This window comes from Mycobacterium sp. ITM-2016-00316, from assembly GCF_002968335.2.
Classification (GTDB): Bacteria; Actinomycetota; Actinomycetes; order Mycobacteriales; family Mycobacteriaceae; genus Mycobacterium.
Genome location: NZ_CP134398.1, coordinates 4352794 through 4379558 on the forward strand (window position 1 = coordinate 4352794; position 26765 = coordinate 4379558).

At 68.7% G+C, this 26765-nt stretch carries 20 protein-coding genes; 12 read left to right on the forward strand and 8 right to left on the reverse strand.

The features are described from left to right. Positions 1 to 8 precede the first annotated feature (8 nt). Genes C6A86_RS20895 through C6A86_RS20905 form a run of 3 tightly spaced genes read left to right on the forward strand, consistent with a single transcriptional unit; the run spans position 9 to position 1454 of the window. Complete coding sequence (locus C6A86_RS20895) at positions 9 to 503, forward strand: DNA-deoxyinosine glycosylase (protein WP_105366775.1); 495 nt, start codon at positions 9 to 11, stop codon at positions 501 to 503. 59 nt (positions 504 to 562) lie between these two features. After that, the gene (locus tag C6A86_RS20900; protein ID WP_105366776.1) at positions 563 to 1000 is read left to right on the forward strand and encodes an HIT family protein; all 438 of its coding nucleotides are present in this window, start codon (positions 563 to 565) and stop codon (positions 998 to 1000) included. Between the two features lie 4 nt (positions 1001 to 1004). Further along, entirely contained in the window at positions 1005 to 1454 is a 450-nt protein-coding gene (locus C6A86_RS20905; RefSeq protein WP_199196477.1) for a nitroreductase family deazaflavin-dependent oxidoreductase, read from the forward strand. On the opposite strand, the gene C6A86_RS20910 is transcribed toward C6A86_RS20905, so the two are convergent. Together C6A86_RS20910 and C6A86_RS20915 are read right to left on the reverse strand one after the other, a co-directional pair. After that, positions 1451 to 2503: an LLM class flavin-dependent oxidoreductase gene (locus C6A86_RS20910; protein WP_105366777.1), complete on the reverse strand. Its 1053-nt coding sequence runs from the start codon at positions 2501 to 2503 to the stop codon at positions 1451 to 1453. The genes C6A86_RS20905 and C6A86_RS20910 overlap by 4 nt on opposite strands. Next, a complete protein-coding gene (locus C6A86_RS20915; RefSeq protein ID WP_105366778.1) occupies positions 2503 to 3417 on the reverse strand; it encodes a uracil-DNA glycosylase in 915 nt (304 codons plus the stop codon). Before C6A86_RS20915 ends, C6A86_RS20910 begins: the two co-directional genes overlap by 1 nt. 83 nt (positions 3418 to 3500) lie before the next feature. Between C6A86_RS20915 and C6A86_RS20920 the strand changes: the two genes are divergently transcribed. The 3 genes from C6A86_RS20920 to C6A86_RS20930 are packed head-to-tail and all read left to right on the forward strand — an operon-like array spanning position 3501 to position 8471. Beyond that, positions 3501 to 4730 (forward strand): MFS transporter, encoded by a 1230-nt coding sequence (locus C6A86_RS20920; RefSeq protein ID WP_105366779.1) that lies wholly within the window; start codon positions 3501 to 3503, stop codon positions 4728 to 4730. A gap of 10 nt (positions 4731 to 4740) precedes the next feature. Continuing rightward, on the forward strand, positions 4741 to 6105 hold the full coding sequence (locus C6A86_RS20925) for an FAD-binding oxidoreductase (RefSeq protein ID WP_199196478.1): 1365 nt from the start codon (positions 4741 to 4743) through the stop codon (positions 6103 to 6105). Positions 6106 to 6113: 8 nt separating this feature from the next. Beyond that, positions 6114 to 8471 (forward strand): arylsulfatase, encoded by a 2358-nt coding sequence (locus C6A86_RS20930; protein ID WP_105366781.1) that lies wholly within the window; start codon positions 6114 to 6116, stop codon positions 8469 to 8471. Positions 8472 to 8475: 4 nt separating this feature from the next. On the opposite strand, the gene C6A86_RS20935 is transcribed toward C6A86_RS20930, so the two are convergent. The 3 genes from C6A86_RS20935 to C6A86_RS20945 are packed head-to-tail and all read right to left on the reverse strand — an operon-like array spanning position 8476 to position 14246. After that, positions 8476 to 9897 (reverse strand): aldehyde dehydrogenase family protein, encoded by a 1422-nt coding sequence (locus tag C6A86_RS20935; RefSeq protein ID WP_105366782.1) that lies wholly within the window; start codon positions 9895 to 9897, stop codon positions 8476 to 8478. Positions 9898 to 9945: 48 nt separating this feature from the next. Then, entirely contained in the window at positions 9946 to 11682 is a 1737-nt protein-coding gene (locus C6A86_RS20940; protein ID WP_105366783.1) for an ABC transporter ATP-binding protein, read from the reverse strand. Continuing rightward, the gene (locus C6A86_RS20945; RefSeq protein ID WP_105366784.1) at positions 11679 to 14246 is read right to left on the reverse strand and encodes an ABC transporter ATP-binding protein/permease; all 2568 of its coding nucleotides are present in this window, start codon (positions 14244 to 14246) and stop codon (positions 11679 to 11681) included. Before C6A86_RS20945 ends, C6A86_RS20940 begins: the two co-directional genes overlap by 4 nt. Positions 14247 to 14416: 170 nt before the next feature. On the opposite strand from C6A86_RS20945, the gene C6A86_RS20950 reads away from it, so the two are divergent. Genes C6A86_RS20950 through C6A86_RS20960 form a run of 3 tightly spaced genes read left to right on the forward strand, consistent with a single transcriptional unit; the run spans position 14417 to position 17376 of the window. Continuing rightward, positions 14417 to 15526 (forward strand): hypothetical protein, encoded by a 1110-nt coding sequence (locus C6A86_RS20950; RefSeq protein ID WP_105366785.1) that lies wholly within the window; start codon positions 14417 to 14419, stop codon positions 15524 to 15526. A 24-nt stretch (positions 15527 to 15550) separates the two neighbouring features. Then, positions 15551 to 16786 (forward strand): cytochrome P450, encoded by a 1236-nt coding sequence (locus tag C6A86_RS20955; protein ID WP_105366786.1) that lies wholly within the window; start codon positions 15551 to 15553, stop codon positions 16784 to 16786. Beyond that, positions 16786 to 17376: a TetR/AcrR family transcriptional regulator gene (locus C6A86_RS20960; protein WP_105366787.1), complete on the forward strand. Its 591-nt coding sequence runs from the start codon at positions 16786 to 16788 to the stop codon at positions 17374 to 17376. The genes C6A86_RS20955 and C6A86_RS20960 overlap by 1 nt, the downstream gene beginning before the upstream one ends. On the opposite strand, the gene C6A86_RS20965 is transcribed toward C6A86_RS20960, so the two are convergent. The 3 genes from C6A86_RS20965 to C6A86_RS20975 form a co-directional block, all read right to left on the reverse strand. Further along, positions 17361 to 18074, reverse strand: a complete 714-nt coding sequence (locus C6A86_RS20965) for a siderophore-interacting protein (protein WP_105366788.1) — start codon at positions 18072 to 18074, stop codon at positions 17361 to 17363. The two genes, C6A86_RS20960 and C6A86_RS20965, sit on opposite strands and share 16 nt — an antisense overlap. Before the next feature lie 61 nt (positions 18075 to 18135). Then, a complete protein-coding gene (locus tag C6A86_RS20970; RefSeq protein WP_105366789.1) occupies positions 18136 to 19287 on the reverse strand; it encodes an acyltransferase in 1152 nt (383 codons plus the stop codon). Beyond that, entirely contained in the window at positions 19284 to 20972 is a 1689-nt protein-coding gene (locus C6A86_RS20975; protein WP_105366790.1) for a DEAD/DEAH box helicase, read from the reverse strand. Before C6A86_RS20975 ends, C6A86_RS20970 begins: the two co-directional genes overlap by 4 nt. A gap of 84 nt (positions 20973 to 21056) precedes the next feature. Here C6A86_RS20975 and C6A86_RS20980 point away from each other — a divergent pair, with 84 nt between their 5' ends. Genes C6A86_RS20980 through C6A86_RS20990 form a run of 3 tightly spaced genes read left to right on the forward strand, consistent with a single transcriptional unit; the run spans position 21057 to position 26463 of the window. Next, positions 21057 to 21611, forward strand: coding sequence for an LppP/LprE family lipoprotein (locus C6A86_RS20980; RefSeq protein ID WP_233213301.1), 555 nt, complete (start codon positions 21057 to 21059; stop codon positions 21609 to 21611). Positions 21612 to 21661: 50 nt separating this feature from the next. After that, the gene (locus C6A86_RS20985; protein WP_105366791.1) at positions 21662 to 25096 is read left to right on the forward strand and encodes a TM0106 family RecB-like putative nuclease; all 3435 of its coding nucleotides are present in this window, start codon (positions 21662 to 21664) and stop codon (positions 25094 to 25096) included. Continuing rightward, positions 25093 to 26463, forward strand: a complete 1371-nt coding sequence (locus C6A86_RS20990; protein WP_105366792.1) for an FAD-binding oxidoreductase — start codon at positions 25093 to 25095, stop codon at positions 26461 to 26463. Before C6A86_RS20985 ends, C6A86_RS20990 begins: the two co-directional genes overlap by 4 nt. Positions 26464 to 26765 lie beyond the last annotated feature (302 nt).

Genomic DNA, 26765 nt, shown 5'->3' on the forward strand with positions numbered 1-26765 from the left:
ATCGGGTCATGCCCGGAGAGCTGCTGCACGGATTGCCGGCGGTCGCGGGAGGATCGCCGCACACCCTGATCCTGGGCAATATGCCGAGCGTGCTGTCGTTGGCCTCAGGCCAGTACTACGGCAACCCGCGCAACGCCTTCTGGCAGATCACCGCGGACATCCTCGGATTCGACGCAGCCGCGCCGTACGAACAGCGGGTCCGCGCACTTGTCGGACACCGGATCGCGGTGTGGGACGTGCTGCGATCCTGCCGTCGCGCCGGCAGCCTGGACTCCGCGGTGGAGCGGGACAGCATGGTGCCCAACGATTTCGGCGCGTTCCTGCGAGATCATCCACAGATCGATCTGCTGTTGTTCAACGGAGCCGCGGCCGAAGCCAACTACCGCAGGCTTGTTCGGGACGCCGCCAGAGTTCCCAGCATCCGGCTGCCCTCGACAAGCCCCGCGCACACCATGCGGTTCGCCGACAAACTCGCGCACTGGCGGACCGCGCTGACCACTTAGATCATCCCCGGCCGCACGCAGCCCATAGCGGTTCGGCGCGCACCGGCTACGGTGGCGACATGTCCTGCGTGTTCTGCGCCATCGTCGCCGGTGAGGCCCCCGCCATCCGGATCCACGAGGACGAGGATCTGCTCGCAATCCTCGATATCCGGCCGTTCACCCGCGGGCACACCCTGGTCCTGCCCAAACAACACACGGTGGATCTGACCGACACGCCGCCGGCGACCCTCGCGGCGATGGCCGTGCTCGGGCAGCGCGTCGCGCAGGCCGCCCGGGTGTCGGGCCTGCACGCCGACGGCAACAACATCGCCATCAACGACGGCAAAGCGGCGTTTCAGAGCGTGTTCCACATCCACCTACACGTCGTTCCCCGGCACCACGGCGACAAGCTGTCCTTCGCCAAGGGCATGCTGCTGCGCCGCGACGCCGATCGGGAGGAATCCGGACGGCTGCTCCGGGCGGCACTGGCGCAACTCGACGAAGCCGCGCAGGATTGAGCTCATGGGTATGCCACCGTGGGAGCGTTATCTCGGCCTCCCGATGCTGCTGTTGCACGACAAGCTCTACAAGGCGACCGACGGGCGGATCGGGCACACCATCCCCTTCGGTCCGCCGGCGCTCATCCTGCACACCGTGGGCGCCAAGACCGGGCTGGAACGCGCGAACTCGCTGACCTACGCCCGCGACGGCGCCGACTACCTGGTGGTGGCCTCCAAGGGTGGTGAACCCAAGGCGCCGGGCTGGTACCACAATCTCAAGGCCAACCCGCAGGTCGAGATCAACGTCGGCCCCAAGCGGTTCCCGGTGACCGCCCGGGCGGTGTTCCCCGACGATCCCGACTTTGCGCGCCTGTGGCGGATCGTCAACGACATGCGCGGTAACAAGGACCGCTACATCGGCTATCAGAAGCGCACCAGCCGACCGATTCCGGTGGTGGTGCTCTCGCCCTAGAGAAGTTCCTTGGCGAGCAGTTCCAGCGTCAGCTCACGGCCCGGCGCGGTGCGCGCATCGGTGCCGCGGAACGCCGAGGCGACGGGTGCGACCATCACCTCGTCGACGTCGAACTGCGCTGCCACCGAACGGATCGCCTCGGCCGCCTCGGCCGGGTCACCGACCACGGTGCGGGCCAGCCCCGAGTCGACGATCAGCTGTTCCTGGGCGGAGAGCTGCGCCGCTTCGGCGTCCTCGACGATATCGAGCGGGCCCAGGGTGCGCCCCGTCCGCAGCCGGGCCATCATCTGCAGGTTCGGCAACAACAGCCGCAGCGCCTCGTCGCGGGTGTCGGCCACCGAGGCGTTGATCGTCATGAACGTGCTGGGTTCGGCCAGCAGCTCGCTGGGCCGGAACTCGGCACGGTAGGCGGCCAGCGCCTCGGCGGTCCCCTGCCCGGAGAAGTGGTTGGCGAACACGTAGGGCAGGCCCTTGGCCGCGGCCAGGTGCGCCGAGTACATCGACGATCCCAACAGCCACAGCCGGGGCTCGCCGAGCGCGGCCGGGGTGGCCTTGAGGACATAGTCCTGCTGGGCCAGCATGCCCCGGGACAGTTCGACCCGGGCGCCGCGGGTGCTCATCAGCGCCGCGACATGGTCGAGGTACTCCGGGAAGCGTTCGATGTCCTCGTCGTTCTGGGCGCGCGCACCGCGCAGCGCCATCGACGTCACCGGATCCGACCCCGGCGCCCGGCCGATGCCCAGGTCGATACGGCCGGGGGCGGCGGCCTCCAGCAGGGCGAACTGCTCGGCGACGGCCAGCGGCGCGTGGTTGGGCAGCATCACCCCGCCCGAACCGAGCCGGATATGGGCGGTCTGAGCGGCCAGGTAGGCCAGCACCACCGGGGGGCTGGTGGCGGCGACCGAGGCCATGTTGTGGTGTTCGGCCACCCAGTAGCGGGTGTATCCGAGGTGGTCGGCGGTCTGAGCCAGTCGCACGGTCGCCGCCAGCGCATCTGAGGTGCTCTGATCGCTGCGGACCGGGACGAGGTCGAGAACGGAAAGACGCATTACTCGTGCAACGCCGACCCGCTCCGCTTCGTTCCCCCGCCCGTCGATTTGTGCACCATTTGTGACGCTGAGCGTGACGAATCGTGCACAAGTCGCCGGGCCAGGGTGAAGACATCGTCGAGCATCGCCGGAGTGAGCCGGCCGGTGAACATGTTCTGCTGACTGGGGTGATAGCAGCCCAGCAGGCTCGTCCCCGAGGCCAACGGGTACTGCACCGCATGGCCGAACACCGGCTTCGGTTGCCCGGCAAGCTGATCGGCCAGCATGCCGAGCACCACCTGCCAGGCGAACCCCCCGAGGGCCACCACGACCCGCACGTGCTGGGACACCAGCTGCCATTCGGCCTGCAGCCAGGGCGCGCAGGTGGCCCGCTCGGCCGGGGTCGGCTTGTTCGCCGGCGGGGCGCACCGGACCGGCGCCACGATCCGAACCCCGTTGGCGCGCAATCCGTCCGCGGCATCCACGCTCAGCGGCGAGTTCACCAGACCGGCCCGGTGCAGCGAGGCGAACAACTGATCCCCGGACCGGTCCCCGGTGAACACCCGGCCGGTGCGGTTGGCGCCGTGTGCGGCCGGTGCCAGCCCGACGATCAGCACCTTCGGCCGGCGGGCTCCCCACCCGGGCACCGGACGCCCCCAGTACGGCTCCTCGGCGAACGCCCGTCGTTTGGTGACCGCCACCTCCTCGCGCCAGGCGACCAGGCGCGGGCAGGCCCGGCACACGCTGGTCTCGGCGTCCAACTCGGCGACGGTGCCCAGCCGGGCCGCCAGGCCGGCCACCTCGGCCGCATCATGGGCCACCGGGGTGTCCGGGCGGGCCGGATCGCCGGGCCACCCCGACCCGGGCGGCACCGGTGACGGAAATCGCCGCCCGGTCCGCGGGTGTGGGAGCCCGCGCTCCCCCGGCTGTCCCACAGGCACCCGTCCATCCTGCACCCGTGGCGAGAAATTCGATGGCCGTGCGGGCGATCCCGCTGCTAGATTCGCCGCGATAGAAGATGAACACTCGCAGCCGCGGTCCGGCGTTCCTGATCCTGTTCGCCGCCCTCATGGCCGGCGCCGGCAACGGTATCTCGATGATCGCGTTCCCGTGGCTGGTGCTGCAACGCAACGGTTCTGCCGTCGAGGCGTCCATCGTGGCGATGGCGGGCACCCTGCCGCTGCTGGTGTCCACGGTGATCGCCGGTGCCGCGGTGGACTACATCGGCCGCCGACGGGTCTCGATGATCTCCGATCTGCTGTCGGCGCTGTCGGTGGCCGCCGTCCCGGTGGTGGCGTTGATCTTCGGGGTCGACGCCATCAACGTCGCGGTGCTGGCCGGGCTGGCGGCGCTGGGTGCGGCGTTCGATCCGGCCGGTATGACCGCCCGGGAAACCATGCTTCCCGAGGCCGCGAACCGCGCCGGCTGGACGCTGGATCACGCCAACAGCGTCTACGAAGCCGTCTTCAACCTGGCCTATATCGTCGGGCCCGGTATCGGCGGCATGCTCATCGCCACCCTAGGCGGTATCGAGACCATGTGGGTGACCGCGGCCGCCTTCGGCTGTTCCATCGCGGCCATCTCGGTGCTGAAACTGGAGGGCGCCGGAAAGCCGGACCGCAGTGCGCTGCCCGACCGGGTGTGGGCCGGTGTCGTCGAGGGCCTGAAGTTCGTGTGGAACCTCAAGGTGCTGCGCACCCTGGCGATCATCGATCTGACCGTTACCGGGCTCTACATGCCGATGGAAGCGGTGCTGTTCCCCAAGTACTTCACCGACCGCAACGAGCCGGCGCAGCTGGGCTGGGTGCTGATGGCGCTGTCCATCGGAGGCCTCATCGGGGCACTGAGTTATGCGGTGCTGGCCAAATTCGTCAAGCGCCGCGTCACCATGCTCATCGCTGTCATCACCCTCGGGGTGGTGATGACGATCATCGCGTTCCTGCCGCCGTTGCCGGTGATCCTGTCGCTCTCGGCGGTGGTCGGCTTCGTCTACGGGCCGATCCAGCCGATCTACAACTACGTCATGCAGACCAACGCCCCGGCCCATCTGCGCGGCCGGGTGGTCGGCGTGATGGGCTCGCTGGCCTACGCGGCGGGTCCGCTCGGTCTGGTGCTCGCCGGTCCGCTCGCCGACTCGGCGGGGTTGCAGACGACCTTCCTGGCGTTGGCGTTGCCGATGCTGGTGCTCGGCGTGGTGGCCATCGGGCTGCCTTCGCTGCGCGACCTGGACCGAGACCGTCAGCCCTAGACTGGCGGCCGTGAGTTCCGCGCTGGAAGACCTGGTGGCCGCTCTCCCCGACGGCAGCGTCGTCACCGACCCCGATATCGTCGCGTCCTACCGCCACGACCGCGCCGCCGACCCCGACGCCGGTACTGCGCTGGCCGTGGTGCGTCCCAGGCGCACCGAAGAGGTGCAGGCGGTGCTGCGCTGGGCCACCGCCAACGGGATCGCCGTGGTGCCGCGCGGGGCGGGCACCGGTCTGTCCGGCGGCGCGACCGCCCTGGACGGTGCGATCATGCTGTCGACCGAGCGGATGCGCGATATCGCCGTCGACCCGGCGACCCGCACCGCCGTCGCCCAGCCGGGTCTGCTCAACGCCGAGGTCAAGGCGGCGGTCGCCGAATACGGCCTGTGGTACCCGCCGGACCCGTCGTCCTTCGAAATCTGCAGCATCGGCGGCAACATCGCCACCAACGCCGGCGGGCTGTGCTGCGTCAAGTACGGCGTCACCACCGATTACGTGCTGGGCCTGCAGGTCGTGCTGGCCGATGGCACCGCCGTTCGTCTGGGCGGGCCGCGGCTCAAAGATGTTGCGGGACTGAGTCTGACGAAGCTGTTCGTCGGCAGCGAGGGCACCCTCGGGGTGATCACCGAGGTGACGTTGCGGCTGTTGCCTCCGCAGCACACACCGTGCACCGTGGTCGCCACGTTCGACTCGGTGCAGGCCGCCTTTGAAGCGGTGGTTGCCGTGACCGCCCGTATCCGGCCGTCCATGCTGGAGTTCATGGACTCGGTGGCCATCAACGCCGTCGAGGACAAACTGAAGATGGGCCTGGACCGCAGCGCGGCCGCCATGATGGTCGCGGCCTCCGACGACCGCGGGCCCGCCGGAGCCGAGGACGCCGAATTCATGGCGGCTGTGTTCACCGAAGCCGGTGCCACGGAGGTGTTTTCGACCTCCGACCCGGCCGAGGGCGAGGCGTTCGTGGTGGCGCGCCGCTACGCGATTCCCGCGGTCGAGGCCAAGGGGTCACTACTGCTGGAGGATGTCGGGGTGCCGCTGCCGGCACTGGCCGCACTGGTGGCCGGGATCGAGAAGATCGCCGCGCATCATGATCTGCTGATCTCGGTGATCGCCCATGCCGGTGACGGCAACACCCACCCGTTGATCGTCTTCGATCCCGCCGACGTCGATATGGCGCGGCGCGCGGACGTCGCGTTCGGCGAGATCATGGATCTGGCGGTGTCGTTGGGCGGCACCATCACCGGCGAGCACGGTGTCGGACGGCTCAAGAAGCCCTGGCTCGCAGGCTATCTGGGCCCCGAGGCGATGGAACTGAACCGCAAGATCAAGACCGCACTCGACCCGGCGGGCATACTGAACCCGGGGGCGGCAATCTAGACGGGAGCATGGTGGAATCCGTGGGCTTTCAGGGCAGCGTCTCGACCGACATCAGGGAATCCACTCCCGACTGGGCGCCGTACCGCGGCACCACCGCGCCTCCGGGAGCACCCAATGTGCTGTATCTGCTGTGGGACGACATCGGCATCGCCACCTGGGACTGTTATGGCGGACTGGTGGAGATGCCCACCATCAACCGGATCGCCGATCGCGGTGTGCGGCTGACCCAGTTCCACACCACCGCTTTGTGTTCACCCACCCGGGCGGCCCTGCTGACCGGCCGCAACCCGACGAGCGTCGGGGTGGCCTCGGTGCTCAACATGGCCCGCGGCTACCCCGGACACCACGGCCGCATCCCGGCGGAATCCGCGCTGGTGTCCGAGGTTCTCGGCGAACGCGGCTGGTCCACCTACGCCGTCGGAAAGTGGCACCTGGCACCGCTTGAGGACTGCCACGCCGCGGGGTCACGGCGCTACTGGCCGTTGGGCCGCGGATTCGACCGCTTCTACGGTTTCCTCGACGGGATGACCGACCAGTGGTATCCCAGCCTGGTTCGCGACAACGAGCTCATCGACCCACCCGCCACCCCCGAGCAGGGTTACCACCTGTCAAGAGATCTCGCGGACAACGCCATCGGTTTCCTGCGCGATCACCGTGCCGTCGCACCCGACAAACCGTGGTTCATGTACCTGTGCCCCGGCGCGGGCCACTCGCCGCATCAGGTCGCCCCCGAGTGGGCCGACAGGTACCGGGGTCGGTTCGATATGGGCTACGAACGCTACCGGGAGATCGTGCTGGCCAGGCAGCAGGAACTCGGCCTGCTCCCGGCGGACACCGAACTGTCCCCGATGAATCCGTACGCCGACGCGGTCAGCCCGGACGGCTTGCCGTGGCCGCAGGACGAGAACGTCCGGCCCTGGGACTCGTTGTCCGAGGAGGACCGGCGGGTGTCGTGCCGGATGGCCGAGGTGTTCGCCGGATTCCTCTCCTACACCGACGCGCAGATCGGGCGCGTGGTGGATTACCTGGAAGCCACCGGGCAGCTCGACAACACCATCGTGGTGATCATGTCCGACAACGGCGCCAGCGGTGAGGGCGGGCCGAACGGCGCCCTCGATGAGGTCCTGCCGATGTTCGGCGGCGGCGACACCACCCGCAACGGTCTGCGGATGTTCGACGAGCTCGGCGGCCCGGCAACGCAGCTGAACTACTCGAACGGTTGGGCGATGGCATTCAACACGCCCTACAAGATGTACAAACGCTATGCCTCACACGAGGGCGGTATCGCTGATCCCTGCGTGGTCTCCTGGCCGGCCGGGCTGTCAGCACGTGGTGCGGTGCGTGAGCAGTACGTGCACGTCAGCGATGTCACGCCGACGGTGTACGAGCTGCTCGGCCTCGGTGAGGTGCAGACCGCCCGCGGGATCGCCCAAACCCCACTGGAGGGAACGAGTTTCGCTGCAGCGCTGGATGACCCGGACGCCGAGACGGGAAAGAACACCCAGTTCTACACCATGCTGGGCACTCGCGGAATCTGGCACGACGGCTGGTTCGCCGGCACGGTGCACCCGCCGACCGCGAGTGGACCGAAGGGCTGGTCGGCATTCGACCGGGACCGTTGGGAGTTGTTCCACATCGCCACCGACCGCAGCCAATGCCACGACCTGGCCGCCGAACAGCCGGACAAACTTGCCGATCTGAAGCAGTTGTGGCACGAAAAGGCGTTGGAGCATCACGCCTATCCGCTGGCCGACTTGAGCGTCATGGAGATCGTGATGCTGGCCGCCGACGAGGTCGGCGAGACGCCCACGAGCGCGTCCTTCTATTCGGGTGCACCCGCAGGCAACACCGGGTTCCGCGGGTTGGTCCGAGGCCGGTCGTTCACGTTGCGGGTCCCGGTGACGGTGGAGCGCACCGACGCCGAAGGGGTGCTGTTCTCGCAGGGCAGCCGCTCATCCGGGCAGTCCCTGTTCATCAGCGACGGCCTGCTGCAGTACGTGTGCAGTAACGCGGGTGCCGAGCACACCGTCGTGGCCGACGAACCGATCACAGAGGGGCGACACACATTCGAGGTCAGCTTCCGCCGCACCGGGCCCGTCGAGGGCACCCTCGACATGCTCGGCGATGTCACGATGACGATCGATGACCGGGTGGTGGGTGCGGCAGGCGCGGTCCGGATGACCGGGTTGGACCTCATGCAACGGACCTGCGCGGGCCGCAGTGTCACCCACTCGGTATCGGCCCGCTACCGCTCACCGTTCCCCTTCACCGGTGGCGCGTTCGACGAGGTGGTCCTCGACTTCAGCACCGGGGCCGGGGACCCGGACACCCGGGCCGTGGTGGACACGGCGTTCGCCCGGGACTGAGGGCCTAGCGCGAGTATCCGAGGGCGGCCTTGACCTCCAGATATTCGTGGAAGCCGAAATCGCCCCATTCGCGGCCGTTTCCACTGGATTTGTACCCGCCGAACGGTGCGGCGATGTCGAAGGCGTGGTTGATGGCCACCGAGCCGGCGCGGATCCGGCGGGCGACCGCGCGGGCCTTCTCGATGTCACCGGCCCAGACATAGCCGGCCAGACCGTAATCGGTGTCGTTGGCGATCTCGATGGCCTGATCGAGATCGTCGTAGCCCAGGATGCAGAGCACCGGGCCGAAGATCTCCTCGCGGGCAATCACCATGTCGTTGGTGACATTCGCGAACACCGTGGGTCGCACGTAGTAGCCGGTGTCCAGCCCGTCGGGGCGCCCGGTGCCACCGACGACCAGATCGGCTCCCGCGTCGATTCCCTGCTGGATCAGGCCCTGGATCTTGTCGAACTGCACCTTGGAAGCGACCGGCCCGATGGCCGTCTTGTCCTCCAGATCGCCGACGGTGACCGCCGCGCCGACCTCACCGGCGATCGCAATCGCCTCGTCCATGCGGGAATTGGGCACCAGCATCCGCGACGGTGCGTTACAGCTCTGGCCGCTGTTGAGCATCATCGCCGAGACGCCGGCGGCCACCCCCTTGGCGAAGGCGTCATCGTCGAGCACGATGTTCGGGCTTTTGCCGCCGAGTTCCTGGCTCACCCGTTTGACGGTGGGTGCGGCGTTGCGGGCGACCTCGATACCGGCGCGGGTGGACCCAGTGAACGACACCATGTCGATATCCGGGTGGCTGGAGATCGCCGCACCGACACCGGGACCGTCGCCGAAGACCATGTTGTAGACACCCGCGGGAATGCCTGCGGCGCCGATGATCTCGGTGAAGATCTGGCCGGAGTAGGGAGCCACCTCGGACGGTTTGAGCACCATCGTGCAGCCCGCTGCCAGCGCCGGATACACCTTGGCCGCGATCTGGTTCAGCGGCCAGTTCCAGGGCGTGATGAGCCCGCACACCCCGATCGGCTCCTTGATCACGCGGGTGGCGCCGCGATCGGATTCGAACTCGAAATGGGTCAGCGCCTCGATCGCCGCGGCGAGGTGACCAAGACCGAGGTTGACCTGGGGGCCGCCGGCCAGCCCGGGCGGGGCACCCATCTCCTCACCGACCGCGTCGGCGAGGTCGCCCATCCGCTTCTGGTATTCGGCCATGATGGCGCCCAGCACGGCCAGCCGATCCTCGCGGCTGGTCGCCGACCAGGCCGGGAACGCGGCCCGGGCGGCCCGCACGGCCTTGTCCACATCGGCGGGCGATCCGAGGGCGATCCGGCCCGACACCTGCTCGGTCCGCGGGTTGTCGACGTCGAGGGTGGCGGGCTGTTCCGGGTCGCCCCAGACACCGTCGATGAAGAACTGGAGGTATTCACGCATGAGAACAACCTTCCTCATCGACGTGGTGCGCGGAGGAAATCGCGGGGATCAGACGGTGATCTGCCAGTCGGCCGCGGCGTGCTGCCGGCTCCAGAACTCCCGGAACCGGTGGTGCGGGCCGTCCGCGGCGAGCAGATCCTCGATGGTGCCGTCCTCGACGATGCGACCGTCCTCGACGAACAACACCCGGTCGGCGCGCCGGATGCTGGCCAGCCGGTGCGCAACGATCACCCGGGTGCGGGGACGCAGGTCGGCGGTGAGTGCGTCCACGACCGCCGCTTCGTTCTCGGTGTCCAGCGCGCTGGTGGCCTCGTCGACCAGCAGCACCGGAGCCGGTTTGACCAGCGCGCGGGCAATGCTGACCCGCTGACGCTCCCCGCCGGACAGCGCGGACCCGGCCTCTCCGACCGCGGTCCGCTGCCCGTCGGGCAGCCGGGCGGACAGTTCGTCGACCCGGGCCAGCCGGGTCGCGCCGGCCAGCGTGTCGGCATCGGCGGCCGGGTCGCCGACGAGGATGTTGTCGCGTAACGACCCATCGAACAGGTAGGGCTGCTGGAAGACCACGCTCACCGCGGCGCGGCGGGCCTCGGGGTGCAGGGTGGCCAGGTCGACGTCCCCGAACAGCACGCGGCCCCCGTCGGGTTCGTGCAGCCCGGCGATCAGGCCGAGGATGGTGCTCTTGCCCGATCCGGACGGTCCGACGACGGCGGTCGTGGTGCCGGGTTCCAGTGCGAAGCTGAGGTTCTGCAGCACCGGCTCACCGCCGTAGCCGAACGTGACGTCCTCGAACGCGATCCGCGGTGCGCCATCATCGGTGAGCGCCGCGGCGCCTGCCGAGCGGGTCGGCGCGTCGAGCACCCGTTGGATCCTGGCCAGTGTCGCGCGGGTCGATTCCAGCGCGCCGGACAGTTCGCTGAGCACGGTGAAGGGTTCCAGATAGCGGGCGATCACCACGATCAGTGCGATGGCTTCCGGGACAGTGAGATCCCCGCGCACGGTCAGCACGGTGGTCGCCGCGGCGAACACGATCAGCGCGAGCTGGCTGGCCAGGCTGAACAGCAGCTGACCGGGAATCTGCATGGTCAGCAGCCGCAGACTCGCGCCGTGCTGGGCCTGCAGCGCCGTGCCGACCAGGCTGCGCGCCGGCTCGACCCGACGCGCCGCGCGCAGCGCCTGCTGGGTGCGGGCGAACTCGATGAGGCGTTCGGTGAACGCCGAGTTCGCCTCCCCGGCAACCCGGTCCGCGGTCCGGCTGAGCCGCCCGGCCAGCCACAGCGCGCCGAGCAGGATCACCACTCCGGCGAAGGCCGCCAGCCCGAGCGGGACCGACACCACCAACAGTGCCGCCGCGATGGCCGCGGGCAGCAAGACGGCACCGATCAGCGGCGTCAGCAGGTTCACCACCAGGCCGACGAGTTCGGGACCGGTCGCGGCGATGGCCTGCCGGGTGGTGGCGATGTTCTCCTGAGTCAGCCAGTCCAGCTTGATGTTCGGTAGCCGATCGGCCATATCGTGCTGGGTGGCGTCGAGCACCGCGAAGCCGATGTCGAAACCCAGCCGGGCGGTCGTGGTGTCGATCAGCCAGCCGGTCACGGTCAGCGCGGTCAGCCAGCCCAGCCACGGCCAGGCGTCGGCCGGGGTGTCGCTGAAAAGTGCTGCCACCAGGGGCACCAGCAGCACGACCCCGATCGCGCGCAGCAGCACCGAGAAGACGGTGAGCGCGGTGTAGAGCCGGACCCGGCCGCGTCGGTCGCCGGGGATGAGCGCCAGCAGCGTGCGAATCATCGGGTGACCTCCTGTCCCGCGGTGACCGTCCTGCCGGAGTCCCAGAGCGCCCGGTACCGCCCGCCCGCCGCGAGCAGGTCGTCGTGGGTGCCGGTTTCGGCGACCTCACCGTCGTCGAGCACGATGATCTGATCCGCGTGCGTGATGGTGTGCAGCCGGTGCGCGATGACCAGCACCGTGCGGTCCCTGGTCAACCGGTTCAGTGCCTGCTGGACAAGGTATTCCGATTCGGGGTCGGCGAAGGCGGTGGCCTCGTCGAGGATCAGCACCGGGGTGTCGGCGAGGATGGCCCGCGCGATGGTGAGGCGTTGACGCTCACCACCGGAGAGCCCGGCGCCCGCACCGAGCACGGTGTCATACCCGTCGGGCAGTCGTTGGATGCGTTCGTGGATCTGGGCGTCCCGGGCGGCCGCGGTGATCTCCTCGGCGTCGGCATCGGGCTGGGCCAACGCGATGTTCTCGGCGGCGCTGCCGTGCACCAGCTGAGTTTCCTGCAGCACGAAGCCGATTCGGCGGTACAGCTCGTCGGCGGACAGTGTGCGGATGTCCGCGCCGCCGACGCTGATCGCGCCCCGTTGGACATCGTGGAAGCGGGCCAGCAGTGCGGCCAGCGTGGACTTGCCCGAACCCGACGGACCGACCAGCGCGGTGACGGTGCCCGGGCGCAGGGTGAGGCTGACGTTCTTGATGACGGGCACCTCGGGGCGATACCCGAAGGTGACACCGCTGAAGACGACGGTGCCGTCGGCCGTGCCTGGTGCGGGGCCTTCGCGCACCGTCAGCTCCGGTTCGTCGAGCACACTCTGCACCCGCCGGGCCGCCAGCATGCCGCCCTGGATACCGCCGAGCCCATAGCCGATGCCCAGCAGCCGGGCCCCGAAGGTGGTGCCCAGCAACAGGAACGGCAGCAGGTTCACCGGATCCATCCGACCGCCGACCACCAGCGGGGTGCCCACGATCATGATCAGCCAGAGGAACGTCGTGGGCCGGGTGACGAGATCCATCAGGGTCTTCTTGCCGACGAAGGGTCGCTGCCAGTCGACCAGGAAGCCGATGTATTCGTCGAGCCGGTTGCGGAAGCTCGAGGAGGCGGCGCCGCCGAAGATACGCACCACCGGTTGGCCTTCCAGGTAGGCCCCGGCTTCGCCGTTCATCCGCTCCGCCCAGCGCGGTGCGGCGGCGATCTTGGCGCCCGACTGGATCGACATGACCGACATCAGCACCAGATAGGCCAGCACCGGGCCGAACAGCGCCAGCGCGATGCGCCAGTCGACGACGAACAGATAGACCAGCACCGCGACCGGCGCGATGACCGCCGCCACCGCATCGGGGATGGCGTGGGTGATGAGGTAGTGCAGCGACAGGGTGTCGTCGGCGACGAGTTGTTTGATCGATCCCGACCCGCGGGCGGTGAACCAGCCCAACGGAAGCCGGGACATCTTGGTCAGCAGCCGCCCGCGCAGTTCGCGCGCGAAGTGGGCGTCCACCCGGTGCAGCCAGAGCGCCATCGCTGCGGTCAGGAAGGTCCCGGTCCCCAGCAGCGTGACCGCGGCGATGCCGAGGTTCCACAACTCATCGGAGTCCGCACCGATGAGCAGCAGCCGGGCCAGTTCGACCAGCAGCACGAACGGTGCGAGCTCGATCAGGGTGATCAGGGCTTGCAGCACCCCGGAGATGATCAGCTTCTTCTTCAGCGGGGCCAGTAGCCGGCCGGCCGCCTGCGCGCGCCAGGTGCCCGTCGGGGCGGCGGCCGCAGATGTGGCCACCGGCTCGGCCGCGGGCTTCGGTGCTGAGGTTTCCGGTGCATCCTCACCGCGTTTGCTGCCCATGGCGCGGCCCTCGGTCCAGTACGCCTGGGCGTGGATCTCCTGCTTGGGGAAGCCGAACTCGTCCCGTAACCGGGTGCGCAGGTGTTTGAGGACACCGGCTTCCGGCCCCGCCCACGCGTACCAGTTGGACCAGTCGCGGGACTCGATGGCGGCGGCCAGCGACTCCGCATCCCGATGCGGGACCCGGTGCACGGTGAGGCGGGGATGTTCGGCGAGCGGGATCAGCGCGTCATCGTCGTGATGCTGTTCGAGGTAGAGCTCGATCGGGATGTCCTGCGGGACAGCACCGATGATGCCGTTGATGGCCGGCTGGGAGGCTGCGTCACCGATGAGCAGGTAGCCGGCCGGCCGGTCCTCGACGGCCTCGGGTACCGAGAATCCCTTGGACCCCATCACCATCACGGCGATGGTCGCACCGGGTTCGACGGTGGCCGCCCAGGCCGACGCGGGCCCGGCCGGTTCGTGGAGCACCACGTCCACGGCGAAACGCCCGGTCTCGGGGTCGGAGTCCGAGATGGTGTAGGCCCGCTGGAATTCGGTATCGGTGCCCTCGGGGTCGGGGAACCAGAAGCGCAGCCACGATGTGGGGTCGGTGTTGGCGTCCTCGAACACCGTGGGCGAGACCATCCGGATCCGCACGCAGTGCGGCGCCAGCCGCTCGCTGCCCAGCACGGTGACCTCGTGGTCACGCGCGCCGAAACCGCGCATCATCACGCCCTGGAAGCCGCGTGCCATCGGCGATCTCCTCCCCGTCGCATGTGCTGCGAACGTCTGCGCTAAGGCTAGCCTTACCCATCCCGCGGCTGGTGTCCCCGGTGACCGTTCGACCGGCGCCGGATCTTTGCCCAACACCCATTCCTGCGACCGAAACCCCGGATACGCTCCCCGCGGGGAGGGTGATCGAAATGACCGCAGGCGGGCACGGCACCTCGAAGCGCGCCGGTGTCGTCGGGTCGATGGCGGTGGCCCTCGGAATCGGTGCCGCGATCGCCGGCGGTATCGGCTCCGCACATGCGGACGGTCCCACCGGTGGCGCCACGTCGGCCGAAAGCTCGGCGTCACCCTCGGCCGCCAGGCCCACCACGGCCGAACCTGCGACGAAGAAACCCGCGACACCGAAGAGGGCGGTGCGCCGCAGCCTGACGGCCGCCGCACCATCCCGCGCGGGGGCCGACGTTTTCACGGCGGCGGCCCGCGAGGAAGCGGCGATCGCGGGCATTGCCGATCCCACGACGCCCACCCCTGCGGACGCCGTCTCCACGGCGTACGGCGATATCGGCACGTGGATGCTGAAGGCGAACGGTCAGATCGCGGACTGGGGCGGAAAACGCCTCGGCGGCAAGAAGATGCTGGAGACCGTCAACGTCATCGTCGTCGACCCGCATTCGACGACGGGCGCACAAGCCAATCGCGGGCTCAACAACGCCATGCTGGGATCCCGGTTTCCCGCGCAGCCCCTGCACAACGTCGGGTTCCGCGGCACCATCGACGGCGTGACCTACGGGCAGAAGCCCAAGGGTCCGCTGCTGGCCTACTCCAACAATTTCTTCCTGTTCCGCAATGACCACGGCCGGTTCTTCGGGCCCGATCCGATCCAGACCGACGCCGGCTTCGTGTGGAGCGGCGCCTTCAGCACCGAGCGGGTCGGGTTCTCCGGACTGCTGCCCGGGCACGTCTACGTGTCGTCCAACGAGGCACGCGACGCGCTGGCCACGGCGCTGATCTCGGGCGGCCAGGCGACCTACGGCGGCCTCGTGCCGCTGGAGAACGCCTACAACACCCCCACCACCACGACCGGTGATCACGACGGTTTCGCAGTCGTGTTGGTGCTGACCGGGAGCGCGCCGCTGCAGCGGCGCGAGGTGGCGATGGGCAGCCCGGCGCGGTTCGTGTCGGACGGTGATCGTCGGGAACTCGCGTGTGCAGCGGCGTACGGTGCGCGATCCACAGCGGACGACCAAAACGCGCCGCTTCCGCACTGCGGGACCAGTCGGCTCCACAACCTTGACAGTTAGAGCCCTTTGTCGTACTCATAAGACATGACAGCTGATATGTCTCATAGGGCTCCGGCCGTGTTCCGGCTCGGCACCCCCGAAAGCTGGCCGGATCCCTTCGGCATGTACCGCGCGCTGCGCGACCACGACCCGGTGCATCACGTCCCGACCGACGACCCGGACCACGACTACTACGTGATGTCCCGGCACGCCGACATCTTCGCCGCCGCGCGTGACCACCAGACCTTCTCCTCGGCGCAGGGCCTGACCGTCAACTACGGCGAGCTGGAAATGATCGGCCTGGCCGACAATCCGCCGATGGTCATGCAGGATCCGCCGGTGCACACCGAGTTCCGCAAGCTCGTCTCACGGGGGTTCACCCCCCGGCAGGTGGAATCCGTGGAACCGAAGGTCCGCGAATACGTCATCGAACGCATCGAGAAATTGCGTGCGAACGGCGGCGGGGACATCGTGGCGGAGCTGTTCAAACCGCTGCCGTCCATGGTGGTGGCGCACTATCTGGGCGTGCCCGAGGAAGACCGCGGCCAGTTCGACGGCTGGACCGACGCCATCGTGGCGGCCAATACCTCCGAGGGCGGTATCGGCGGCGCGCTGGAGACCCTCGGCGATGCGCTCGGCGGGATGATGGCCTACTTCACTGCACTCATCGAACGCCGGCGCACCGAGCCGGCCGACGACACGGTGTCGCACCTGGTGGCCGCCGGCGTGGGAGCCGACGGTGACATCGCCGGCGTGCTGTCCATCCTGGCGTTCACCTTCACCATGGTGACCGGAGGCAATGACACCACGACCGGAATGCTGGGCGGTTCGGTGCAACTGCTGCACCGCAACCCCGAACAGCGCCGCATGCTGGTCGAAAACCCGGAACTCATACCGGATTCCGTCGACGAGTTCCTGCGGCTCACCTCGCCCGTGCAGGGCCTGGCCCGCACCGCCACCCGCGATGTCACCGTCGCCGAAACCACCATCCCGGCGGGGCGCCGGGTGCTGCTGTTGTACGGCTCCGGCAATCGTGACGAACGCCAGTACGGCCCGGATGCCGCCGAACTGGACATCACCCGCAAACCGCGCAACATCCTGACGTTCAGCCACGGCGCGCATCACTGCCTGGGCGCGGCGGCCGCCCGCATGCAGTCGCGCGTCGCGCTGGAGGAACTACTCACCCGCATACCGGATTTCGAGGTCGACGAGGACAACGTCGTGTGGGCCGGCGGCAGCTATGTGCGACGCCCGCTGGCGGTGCCGTTCAGGGTGATCTGATGGGGACCGACTGGCTGGCCGAGCGACGCACCGAGGCTGCCGCCGAACGCATCCTGGACGCCGCCGAGGACCTGTTCGCCGAGCACGATGCGGCGGCGGTGGGGATGAACGAGATCGCCCGTGCCGCGGGCTGTTCGCGGGCCACGCTCTACCGCTACTTCGAGAACCGTGATGTGCTCTACACCGCCTATGTGCACCGGGAGACCCACCGACTGTTCGGCGAGATCGGCGAGCGACTCACCGGGGTGACCGATCCGCACGAGAGGGTCATCGAAGGTGCGCTTGCCGCTCTGCAGCGGGTGCGTGAAACCCCTTCGCTCGCTTCGTGGTTCGCCAGCACCGCCCGTCCCATCGGTGGCGAGATGGGTGAGCGCTCAGATGTGATCCGAGTGCTGACCGAGGCGTTCCTCGCCTCGATGGGCGAGCAAGGCCACCTCGAACAGGGCAATGTGGAACTACGGGCGCGCTGGCTGGTGCGGGTGCTGATCTCGCTGCTGCAGTTTCCCGGCCGCGACGAGGCCGACGAACGCATCATGCTCGACACGTTCGTGGTGCCATTGGTGGCCGTCGCGCCTCAGGCCGCCCAGTAGGCCCGGGCCTTCACGGATTTGCGCGGGATCTTGTAGTCCTCGCGCAGCACCCGGGCGACCGCCCGGGTGGTCCGGTTGTCACAGGCCACCCAGCCGAAATGGTCCGGGGCATCAAAGGCCGCCGCGGCCACCGCGTCCACCAGTGCGCCGCCGTCATCCACGCGGTCAACCCACGTCACATCGGCTCTGCCGGTGGGCAACTCGCGATCGTCATCATGCGAGGACTCCAGGAAGACCTGGGCGGGGGCATCACCGATGGCCTCCAGCAGGGAGTTGATGGCCGGCAGTGACGCCGTGTCGCCGACGATGACGTAACCGGCCGGCGCCGGTTCCGGGATGGCGAAATCGCTGCCCAGCACCGTCACCTCCAGGGTGTCGCCGGCCCGCGCCTCGCGCGCCCAGCGCGTCGCGACCCCGTCGTGCATGGCGAAGTCGATATCGACGGTGCCGGCCTCGGGATCCGGGTTGACCAGGGTGTAGCCCCGCTGGTGCGAACGCGAGCCGTCCGGGAACCAGCCGCGCACCCACATCGTCGGGTGGATCGGACGCTCGGTGAGCAGTTCGGGCCCGGCGAAGTGCAGACGCAGAAAGTTCGGGGTGATCGCGGTGCGGCCGGTGACCGTGAGTTCGTAGTCGCCGCCCCGCCACAGCTTGACCAGTACACCTTCGATACCGCGTTGCGGCTTGAGATCGATCATCGTCCCTCCTCGGCTCAACTTAGGTTAGCTTAGCCTAACTTGAGCCGAGTCGGTCTTGTGGTCAGTCGCGTACCCGGGTGAAGCGATGCAGTAACCAGGCCAGCGGAACGGTCGCCACCATGGTGCCGAGGAACAGCGCCGTCATCGATCCGGTGTAGACCGGGTCGCGCAGGATCTCGACCATCACCAGCTCCATGATGATCAGGTGGATCAGGAAGATCTCATAGGAGATCTCGCCGAGGAACACCATGGGCCTACTGGCCAGCAGCCGCGAATACCAGCCCTTGTCCCCGGCCCGGGTGGGTCCGGGCAGGGCCAGCGGCGCCACCACCAGGGTGGCGATGCCGGCGTAGAAGATCGTCTTGACGATGGCCTCGCTCAGCAACGCCGGCGAGGTGGTCGGCTCCCCCGCGATCGGGGTCGAGGCGATGAAATAGCTGACCACCGCCAGCGGGATGCACACCATGGCGTAGGCCCGTGCACCCCTGGCCTCCAGCACCGCCAGCAGCATCCCGCCGACGAACCAGGCCAGATACGTCGGCAACCAGAGCCGCGCGCCGTCGGGCAGGAAATCGGTGGTGTGCACCAGCACCAGCCAGCCCGGGCTGACCGCGAACAGCACGGCGAGCCCGAAGTACAGCAGCCCCGGGCGCCACCTGCGCCGGCACAGCAGGACCAGCAGCAGCCAGGCCAGCGCGGGCAGGGCCACGTAGAACGCGGCCTCGACCGCCAGGCTCCACATCTGGGTGAGGCCCTGGTGCAGGAACCGGTAGACGTAGTTGTCGGCGTAGATATGGGTCAGAGAAAGGTTGCGCAGCAACCCTTCCCAAGTATGTCCGGGGTTCGGTCCGGCATGCCGGAAGTGGTACAGCGCGTAGGCGGCCAGCACGGTGACCGCGTAGGCGGGCATGATCCGGCGCACCCGGTGCCAGGCGTACCGGCGCACCGATGGCGGTGCGGAACCTGAGGCGGCGGCCTTCACCCAGGGCCGGAACAGCAGGAACCCGGAGAGCACGAAGAAGATCGGCACACCGATCTCGGCACGCGAGAGCGCCAGGCCGGTGTAGCCCTGCGGATACTTCCCCGTGGTGTACGCGGCATGGGTGAGCACCACTAGCAGAGCGGCGACGGCACGGACACCGGTGAGCGCAGCGACCCGATCGGTGGTCGAGACGGACTCCAGACCACCCTGGGCTTGTTGTTGCGCCGTCACGAGTCCTTGCGACGGGGCTTGCTGCTCCGTTCCGGTTGCAGGTTGATCAGGACGCCCTGGATGCGGGTGTTCTCCAGCGCTTTGTAGACCTTGCCGGGCAGGTTGGCGGGCAGTTCCACCAGCGAGTGATCGACCTTGATGGCGATGTGGCCGAAGTCGCTGCGGTGCAGGCCGCCCTCGTTGGCGATGGCGCCGACGATGGCACCGGGCATGACCTTGTGCCGCTTGCCGACCGCGATGCGGTAGGTCGCCAGATCGCTGCGGGTGCTGTGCTTCTTGCGCCCCGGCCCGTCCTCGCGTGGCGCGCGTTCCTCGCGCTCGCGGCGCTTCTCCGGCGGCGGCTCGGTCATCAGGAAGGCCTCGCCGTCCCTCGATTCCAGCGCCAGCGCGGCCGCGATATCGGCGATCGGCACATCGTGGTCGCGCTCGTAGTCCTCGATGAGCCTGCGGAACAGTTCGATCCCCGGCGCATTGAGCGCATCGCTGATCGAGTCGTTGAATTTCGCCACCCGCTGGGCGTTGACGTCGTCGACGCTGGGCAGTTCGATCTCGATCAGCTTCTGTCGGCTGATCCGCTCGATCGACTTCAGCAGATGGCGTTCCCGCGGGGAGACGAACAGCAGCGCGGTGCCGGAGCGGCCCGCCCGGCCCGTACGACCGATGCGGTGCACATAGGACTCCGGGTCGTGCGGGATGTCGTAGTTGAGCACATAGGTAATCCGGTCGACGTCCAGACCACGGGCCGCGACGTCGGTGGCCACCAGGATGTCGATGCCCTTGGCGCCGCCCGATTTGAGATTGGCGATGGTCCGTTCGCGCTGCGCCTGCGCGATGTCACCGTTGATGGCGGCCGCGGAGAACCCGCGCGCCCGCAGCTTCTCGGCGACCTCCTCGGTGGCCTGCTTGGTGCGCACGAAGATGATCATCGCGTCGAATTCTTCGACCTCCAGAACCCGGGTCAGCGCGTCCATCTTGCGGCGGCCGTCGACCTGGATGAAGCGCTGGGTGATGTTCTCCGCGGTCGCCGTCTTGGTCTTGACCTTGACCTCGACGGCGTCCTGCAGGTACTTGCTGGTGATCTTGCGGATGGCCGGCGGCATGGTCGCCGAGAACAGCGCGACCTGCTTGTACTCGGGAGTGCCCTCAAGGATGCGTTCGACATCCTCGGCGAAGCCCATCTGCAGCATCTCGTCGGCCTCATCGAGCACCAGGTAGTCCAGGTGCGAGAGGTCGAGGCTGCCTTTGTCCAGGTGGTCGATGACGCGGCCGGGCGTGCCGACCACGACCTGCGCGCCCCGCTTGAGCCCCGCCAGCTGCGGTCCGTACGGAGAGCCGCCGTAGATCGGCAGCACGTTGACACTAAGGTGCGCGCCGTAACGGCTGAAAGCCTCTGCGACCTGCAGTGCCAGCTCCCGGGTGGGGGCCAGCACCAAGGCCTGGGTGTGCCTGCTGTTCGGGTCGAGTTTGGACAGGATCGGGATCGCGAAGGCCGCGGTCTTGCCCGTTCCGGTTTGGGCAAGGCCGACCACATCGGAGCCGGCCATCATGGCCGGAATGGTGGCCGCCTGGATCGCCGACGGCGACTCGTAGCCGACGTCGGAGACGGCCTGCAGCACCGCGGGGTGAATTTGCAGGTCAGCGAAGGTCACTTCGGCAGCGGGGGTGGGTTCATCAGGCGACGTCATTTCAAGAGCAGTCTAGAGCGTGACCGGGCATGGGCCGGACGGAAGGCCGTCACCGGTACGGTTCGATCTTGTGAGGTGCTTGTGTTGAGAGCTCCAGTCCTGGCAGCCGCCCCCATTCTGGCCCTGCTGCTGGCGGCGTGTGGGTCCAGCGATTCCACGGTCTCCAAGACCCCGGACGACCGTCCGACTGCGGCCGCACCGGCCAGCACGACCGTCGCCGCGCCCGTGCCGCCGCCCCCGCCCACGGCGACCCCCGCACCCGATCCGTGCGCGGTGAATCTTGCCGCCCCGGAGATCGCGCGGGCGGTGTCCGCGCTGCCCAAGGACCCCCGCAGCAACCAACCGTGGAGCCCGGAACCGTTGGCGGGCAACTACAACGAGTGCGCCCCGCTGTCGGTGGTGATCGTCAAGGCCAACACCAACGCCGAAAACGCCAACACCCGCGCGGTGATGTTCCACCTCGGTAAGTTCATCCCGACCGGCGTGCCCGACACCTACGGGTTCAACGACATCGACCAGACCAACAGCACCGGTGACACCATCGCCCTGAAGTTCACCGGTGGTGTGCCCGGGCTCGACAGCGTCGTGCGGTTCCGCTGGAACGGCAACGGTGTGGAGCTGATCGGCAACACCGGCTGACACCGCCCGCCCCGAGCACGTGTGTCGGTGCTCTCCCCTAGCCTGGGTCCGTGTTCGTCGCTGAGGGTCGTGTCATCTACAGCGCCTCCGACCTCGCAGCCGCCGCGCGTTGCGAATACGCGCTGCTGCGCTCCTTCGACGCCCACCTCGGTTGGGGCCCGCGCGTCTCCACCGACGACGACCTGCTGGCCCGCACGGCCGATCTCGGCCACGAGCACGAGCAGCGCCACCTCGCCGAGATCCGCCAGGACACCGAGGTCACGGTGATCGGGCGGCCCGCCTACACGGTGGCCGGTCTCACCGCCGCCGCCGAGCACACCATGGCCGCCGTCCGCCGGCGCGATCCGGCCATCTATCAGGCCGCCATGTTCGACGGCAGGTTCGCCGGGTTCGCCGACTTCCTGACCTTGGAACAAGACTCCGGGGGCCAGCGCTACCGGCTGCGCGACACCAAGCTGGCCCGCTCGGTGAAGGTGGAGGCGCTGCTGCAGTTGGCGGCCTACGCCGACGCGTTGGCCACCGCCGACGTCCCGGTCGCCGAGGAGGTCGACCTGGTGCTCGGTGACGGCGCGGTCTCCAGCTACCGGGTCGATGAACTGCTGCCGGTCTACCTGCCCCGCCGCGATGCGCTGCAGCGGTTGCTCGACGGGCACCTGGCCGGTGGCGTCGCGGTGTCCTGGGCCGACGCCGTGGTGCGGGCCTGCTTCCGCTGCCCCGAGTGCAGCGTGCAGGTCAAGGAGTCCGACGACCTGCTCCTGGTCGCCGGCATGCGCACCAGCCAGCGCGCCCGGCTCATCGACGCGGGCATCACCACGGTGCACGATCTGGCCGCCCACGACGGGCCCGTCCCCGAACTGTCGAAACGCACCGTCGCCGCGCTCAGCGGGCAGGCCCGCCTCCAGATCGCCGATCGGGTCGACGGCAAGCCACCCTTCGAGGTCGTCGATGCACAGCCGCTGATGGTGCTGCCCGACGCCGACAAGGGGGACCTGTTCTTCGATTTCGAGGGCGACCCGCTGTGGACCACCAATGGCCGGGACTGGGGCCTGGAGTACCTCTGGGGCGTCCTGACCGTCACCGACGAGTTCACCCCGTACTGGGCGCACGACCGGGCCAGTGAACGTCAGGCGCTGGTCGACTTCCTGGAGATGGTGCGCAAGCGGCGCAGGCGCTACCCGAAGATGCACATTTACCATTACGCGGCCTACGAGAAGAGCACCCTGCTCCGGCTGGCCGGACGCTACGGCGTCGGCGAGAACGCGGTGGACGACCTACTGCGCAACGGTGTGCTCGTCGACCTCTACCCCTTGGTGCGCAAGAGCATTCGGGTCGGCGCCGAGAGCTACAGCATCAAATACCTCGAACCGCTCTACATGGGCAACGAGCTGCGCAGCGGCGAGGTCACCACCGCCACCGACTCCATCACCCAGTACGCGAAGTTCTGCGCGCTGGGTGAGCAGGGCCGCACCGACGACGCGCAGGTGGTGCTCAAGGAGATCGAGGACTACAACCGGTATGACTGCCGCTCGACCCGTCGGCTTCGGGACTGGCTGGTGGCCAGGGCCATCGAATCGGAGGTGCCCCCGCGCGGCCCACAGCCGGTGCGTGCCGACGAAGCCGGGATCACCGCCGAGATCTCCGACGTCCTGAACCGCACGCTGATGAAGTTCGCAGGAGATGGTGTCGAGGAACGCAGCGCCGAGCAGAGTGCCGTGGCGATGGTCGCCGCGGCGCGCGGCTTCCACAAGCGCGAGGACAAACCGTTCTGGTGGAGCCACTTCGATCGCGTCAACAATCCGGTCGACGAATGGTCGGACAACAGTGGCGTGTTCGTCGCCGACGCCGCCGAGGTCGTCAACGACTGGCACCAGCCGCCCAGGGCGCGTAAGCCGCAACGGCACATCCGGTTGACCGGCGAACTGGCCAACGGCGAACTCGCCCGTGACATGTACGCCCTTTACGACCCGCCCGCACCGCAGGGGCTGGCCGATGATCCGGACCGCCGTGCCTTCGGGTCGGTGGCGGTGCTCGAATGCGATGACCCGGAGGTACCGACCGCGGTGATCGTCTGCGAGCGCCAACCCAAGGACGGGGAGGTCTTCGACCAGTTGCCGTTCGCACTGACACCGGGCCCGCCGATCAACACCCGCCCGCTTCAGGAGTCCATCGATGCCACAGCGGCTTTGGTGGCCGCCGGGCTGCCCGCCCTGCCGGCCGACGCGGTGACCGATGTGCTGCTGCGCAGGCCGCCGCGGACCGTCAGCGGGGATCCGCTGCCGCGGCCGGGCACCCCGGCCGACAACGCCGAGGCCATCACCGCCGCGCTGCTCGACCTCGATTCGTCGTATCTGGCCGTGCACGGCCCGCCCGGGACGGGTAAGACGTTCACCTCGGCCGCGGTGATCGCGCGCCTGGTCGCCGAGCACCGGTGGCGGGTCGGGGTGGTCGCGCAATCACATGCGGTGGTGGAGAACCTGCTCGACGGCGTGGTCGCCGCCGGTGCCGACCCGCAGCGCGTCGGCAAGAAGAAGGGCCGCGAGGGCGCGGCGTGGAGCCAGATCGCCGAGAAGGACTACCCGGCCTTCATCGCCGCGGACGGCGGCTGTGTGATCGGCGGCACCGCATGGGATTTCGCCAACGACGCGCGGGTGCCGCGGCAGAGTCTCGACCTGCTGGTCGTCGAGGAAGCCGGGCAGTTCAACCTCGCCAACACCATCGCGGTGGCCTCCGCCGCGCGCAACCTGCTGCTGCTCGGCGACCCGCAGCAGCTGCCCCAGGTCAGCCAGGGCACCCACCCCGAACCGGTCAACGAATCGGCGCTGGGCTGGCTGGTGGAAGGCCACCACACGCTGCCGCCGGAGCGCGGGTACTTCCTGGAGGTGTCCTACCGGATGCATCCCGATGTGTGCCGGCCGGTGTCCCAGCTGTCCTATGACGGCCGGCTGCAGGCCTACGAGGAGGTCAGCGCGGCGCGGCGCCTCGACGGTGTCGCGCCCGGGGTGCGGGTGCTGGCCGTCGAGCACACCGGCAACTCGACCGAGAGCCCCGAGGAGGCCGACGCGATCATCGCCGAGATCGGCACGCTGCTGGGCGCCGCGTGGACCGACGAGGACGGCACGGTCGCACTGGGTCAGCAGCACATCCTGGTCGTGACGCCCTACAACGCCCAGGTGGTGCTGCTGCGCAGGCGCCTCGACGCGGCGGGGATGCCCGATGTGCAGGTCGGCACCGTCGACAAGTTCCAGGGCCGGCAGGCCCCGGTGGTCTTCGTGTCGATGACGGCGTCCTCGATCGACGACGTGCCGCGCGGTATCGGCTTCCTGCTGAACAGGAATCGGCTCAACGTGGCGATCAGCCGCGCCAAGTATGCGGCGGTGCTGGTGCGTTCGGCGCAGTTGACCGACTACCTGCCCGGTAAGCCGGACGGGCTCATCGAGCTCGGCGCGTTTCTCGCCCTCACCGCATGTGATACACCGACGCAATGACCGAACCGCTTTCCGCCACACTGCTCGAGCAGCTCGCCGCGATCGTGGGGTCGAGTCAAGTGAGCACCGATCCCGATGTGTTGTCCGGCCGTGCGGTCGACCACACCGGCCGCTACCGCGGCCGGGCCGGCGCGCTGGTGCGGCCCGGCACCGCCGACGAGGTGGCCGCGGTGCTGCGGGCCTGCCGTGACGCCGGGGTGTTCGTGACGGTGCAGGGTGGGCGCACCTCGCTGGTGGCCGGCACGGTGCCCGAACACCACGATGTGTTGTTGTCCACCGAGCGGCTCACCACCATCGACCCGGTCGACACCGTCGAACGCCGGGTGCGGGTGGGGGCCGGTGCCACCCTGGCCGCGGTACAGCGCGCGGCGGGTGCGGCCGGTCTGCTGTTCGGGGTGGATCTGGCCGCCCGGGATTCCGCGACGGTGGGCGGGATGGCCTCCACCAACGCCGGCGGCCTGCGCACCGTGCGCTACGGCAACATGGGCGAGCAGGTCATCGGGTTGGACGTGGCGCTGCCCGACGGCACGGTGTTGCGCAGGCACAGCGAGGTCCGCAGCGATAACACCGGTTACGACCTGACCGCTCTGTTCGTCGGCGCCGAGGGCACCCTCGGCGTGATCACCGGATTGGATCTGCGCCTGCATCCGGTTCCGGCGCACCGGGTCACCGCGGTGGCCGGGTTCGACGATCTGGAGGCGCTGATCGCGGTCGGGCGCCGGTTCCGTGACGCCGACGGGATCGCGGCGTTGGAACTCATCGATGCCCGCGCGGCCGCGCTGACCGCGGAACACCTCGGCGTGCCCGCCCCGGTGAGCGGAGCCTGGATGTTGTTGATCGAACTGGCTGGTGACAACGACCGCACCGAGAGCCTTGCCGAGGCGCTGGAAGATGCCGAACTCAGCGGTGAGCCGGCCGTCGGCATGGATACCATTGCCTCCCAACGGTTGTGGCAGGTCCGTGAATCCGTCGGCGAGGTGCTGGGCGCCTACGGGCCGCCGCTGAAGTTCGATGTGTCGCTACCGTTGGCGGCGATCGCCGGGTTCAGCGCCGCCGCCGTCGATCTGGTCGGCGCGCATGCCCCGGAGGCGATTCCGGTGTTGTTCGGCCATATCGGTGAGGGCAACCTGCACCTGAATCTGGTGCGGTGCGCACTCGCCGGCGACCGGGAGAAGGCGCTGTACTCGGCGATGATGGCATTGATCGCTGAGCACGGCGGCAACGTCAGCTCCGAACACGGCGTCGGTTCCCGCAAACGCGAATACCTGCCGATGGCCCGCACCGAGGCCGACATCGCCGCGATGCGCACGGTCAAATCCGCGCTGGACCCGACGGGGTATCTGAACCCGGCGGTGCTGTTCACCTGACAGGTCTTCGGGACTCGTTCTTGCACAACGCAATCAGCCCTTCGGACTTTGCGTGTGCGCAATGCGTAGATCGACTTTCGGAAGATTCGCACGCGGCTCCCAGACCGCCCCGCGGGGCGCGTCATCGAGCCACCGCGAGATGCAAGGCGAACGACAAAATTGATGAGGTCACCGGCGACCACCACCCTCATGTCGAGGCAGAAGCGTCACCACCAAACCTCACCCGTTTCCCTCAACATTTCCCTTGCGCGGGGCCTTGATTCGGCGTAGCATCGAACACAAGTTCGAATGCGACGTTGCTC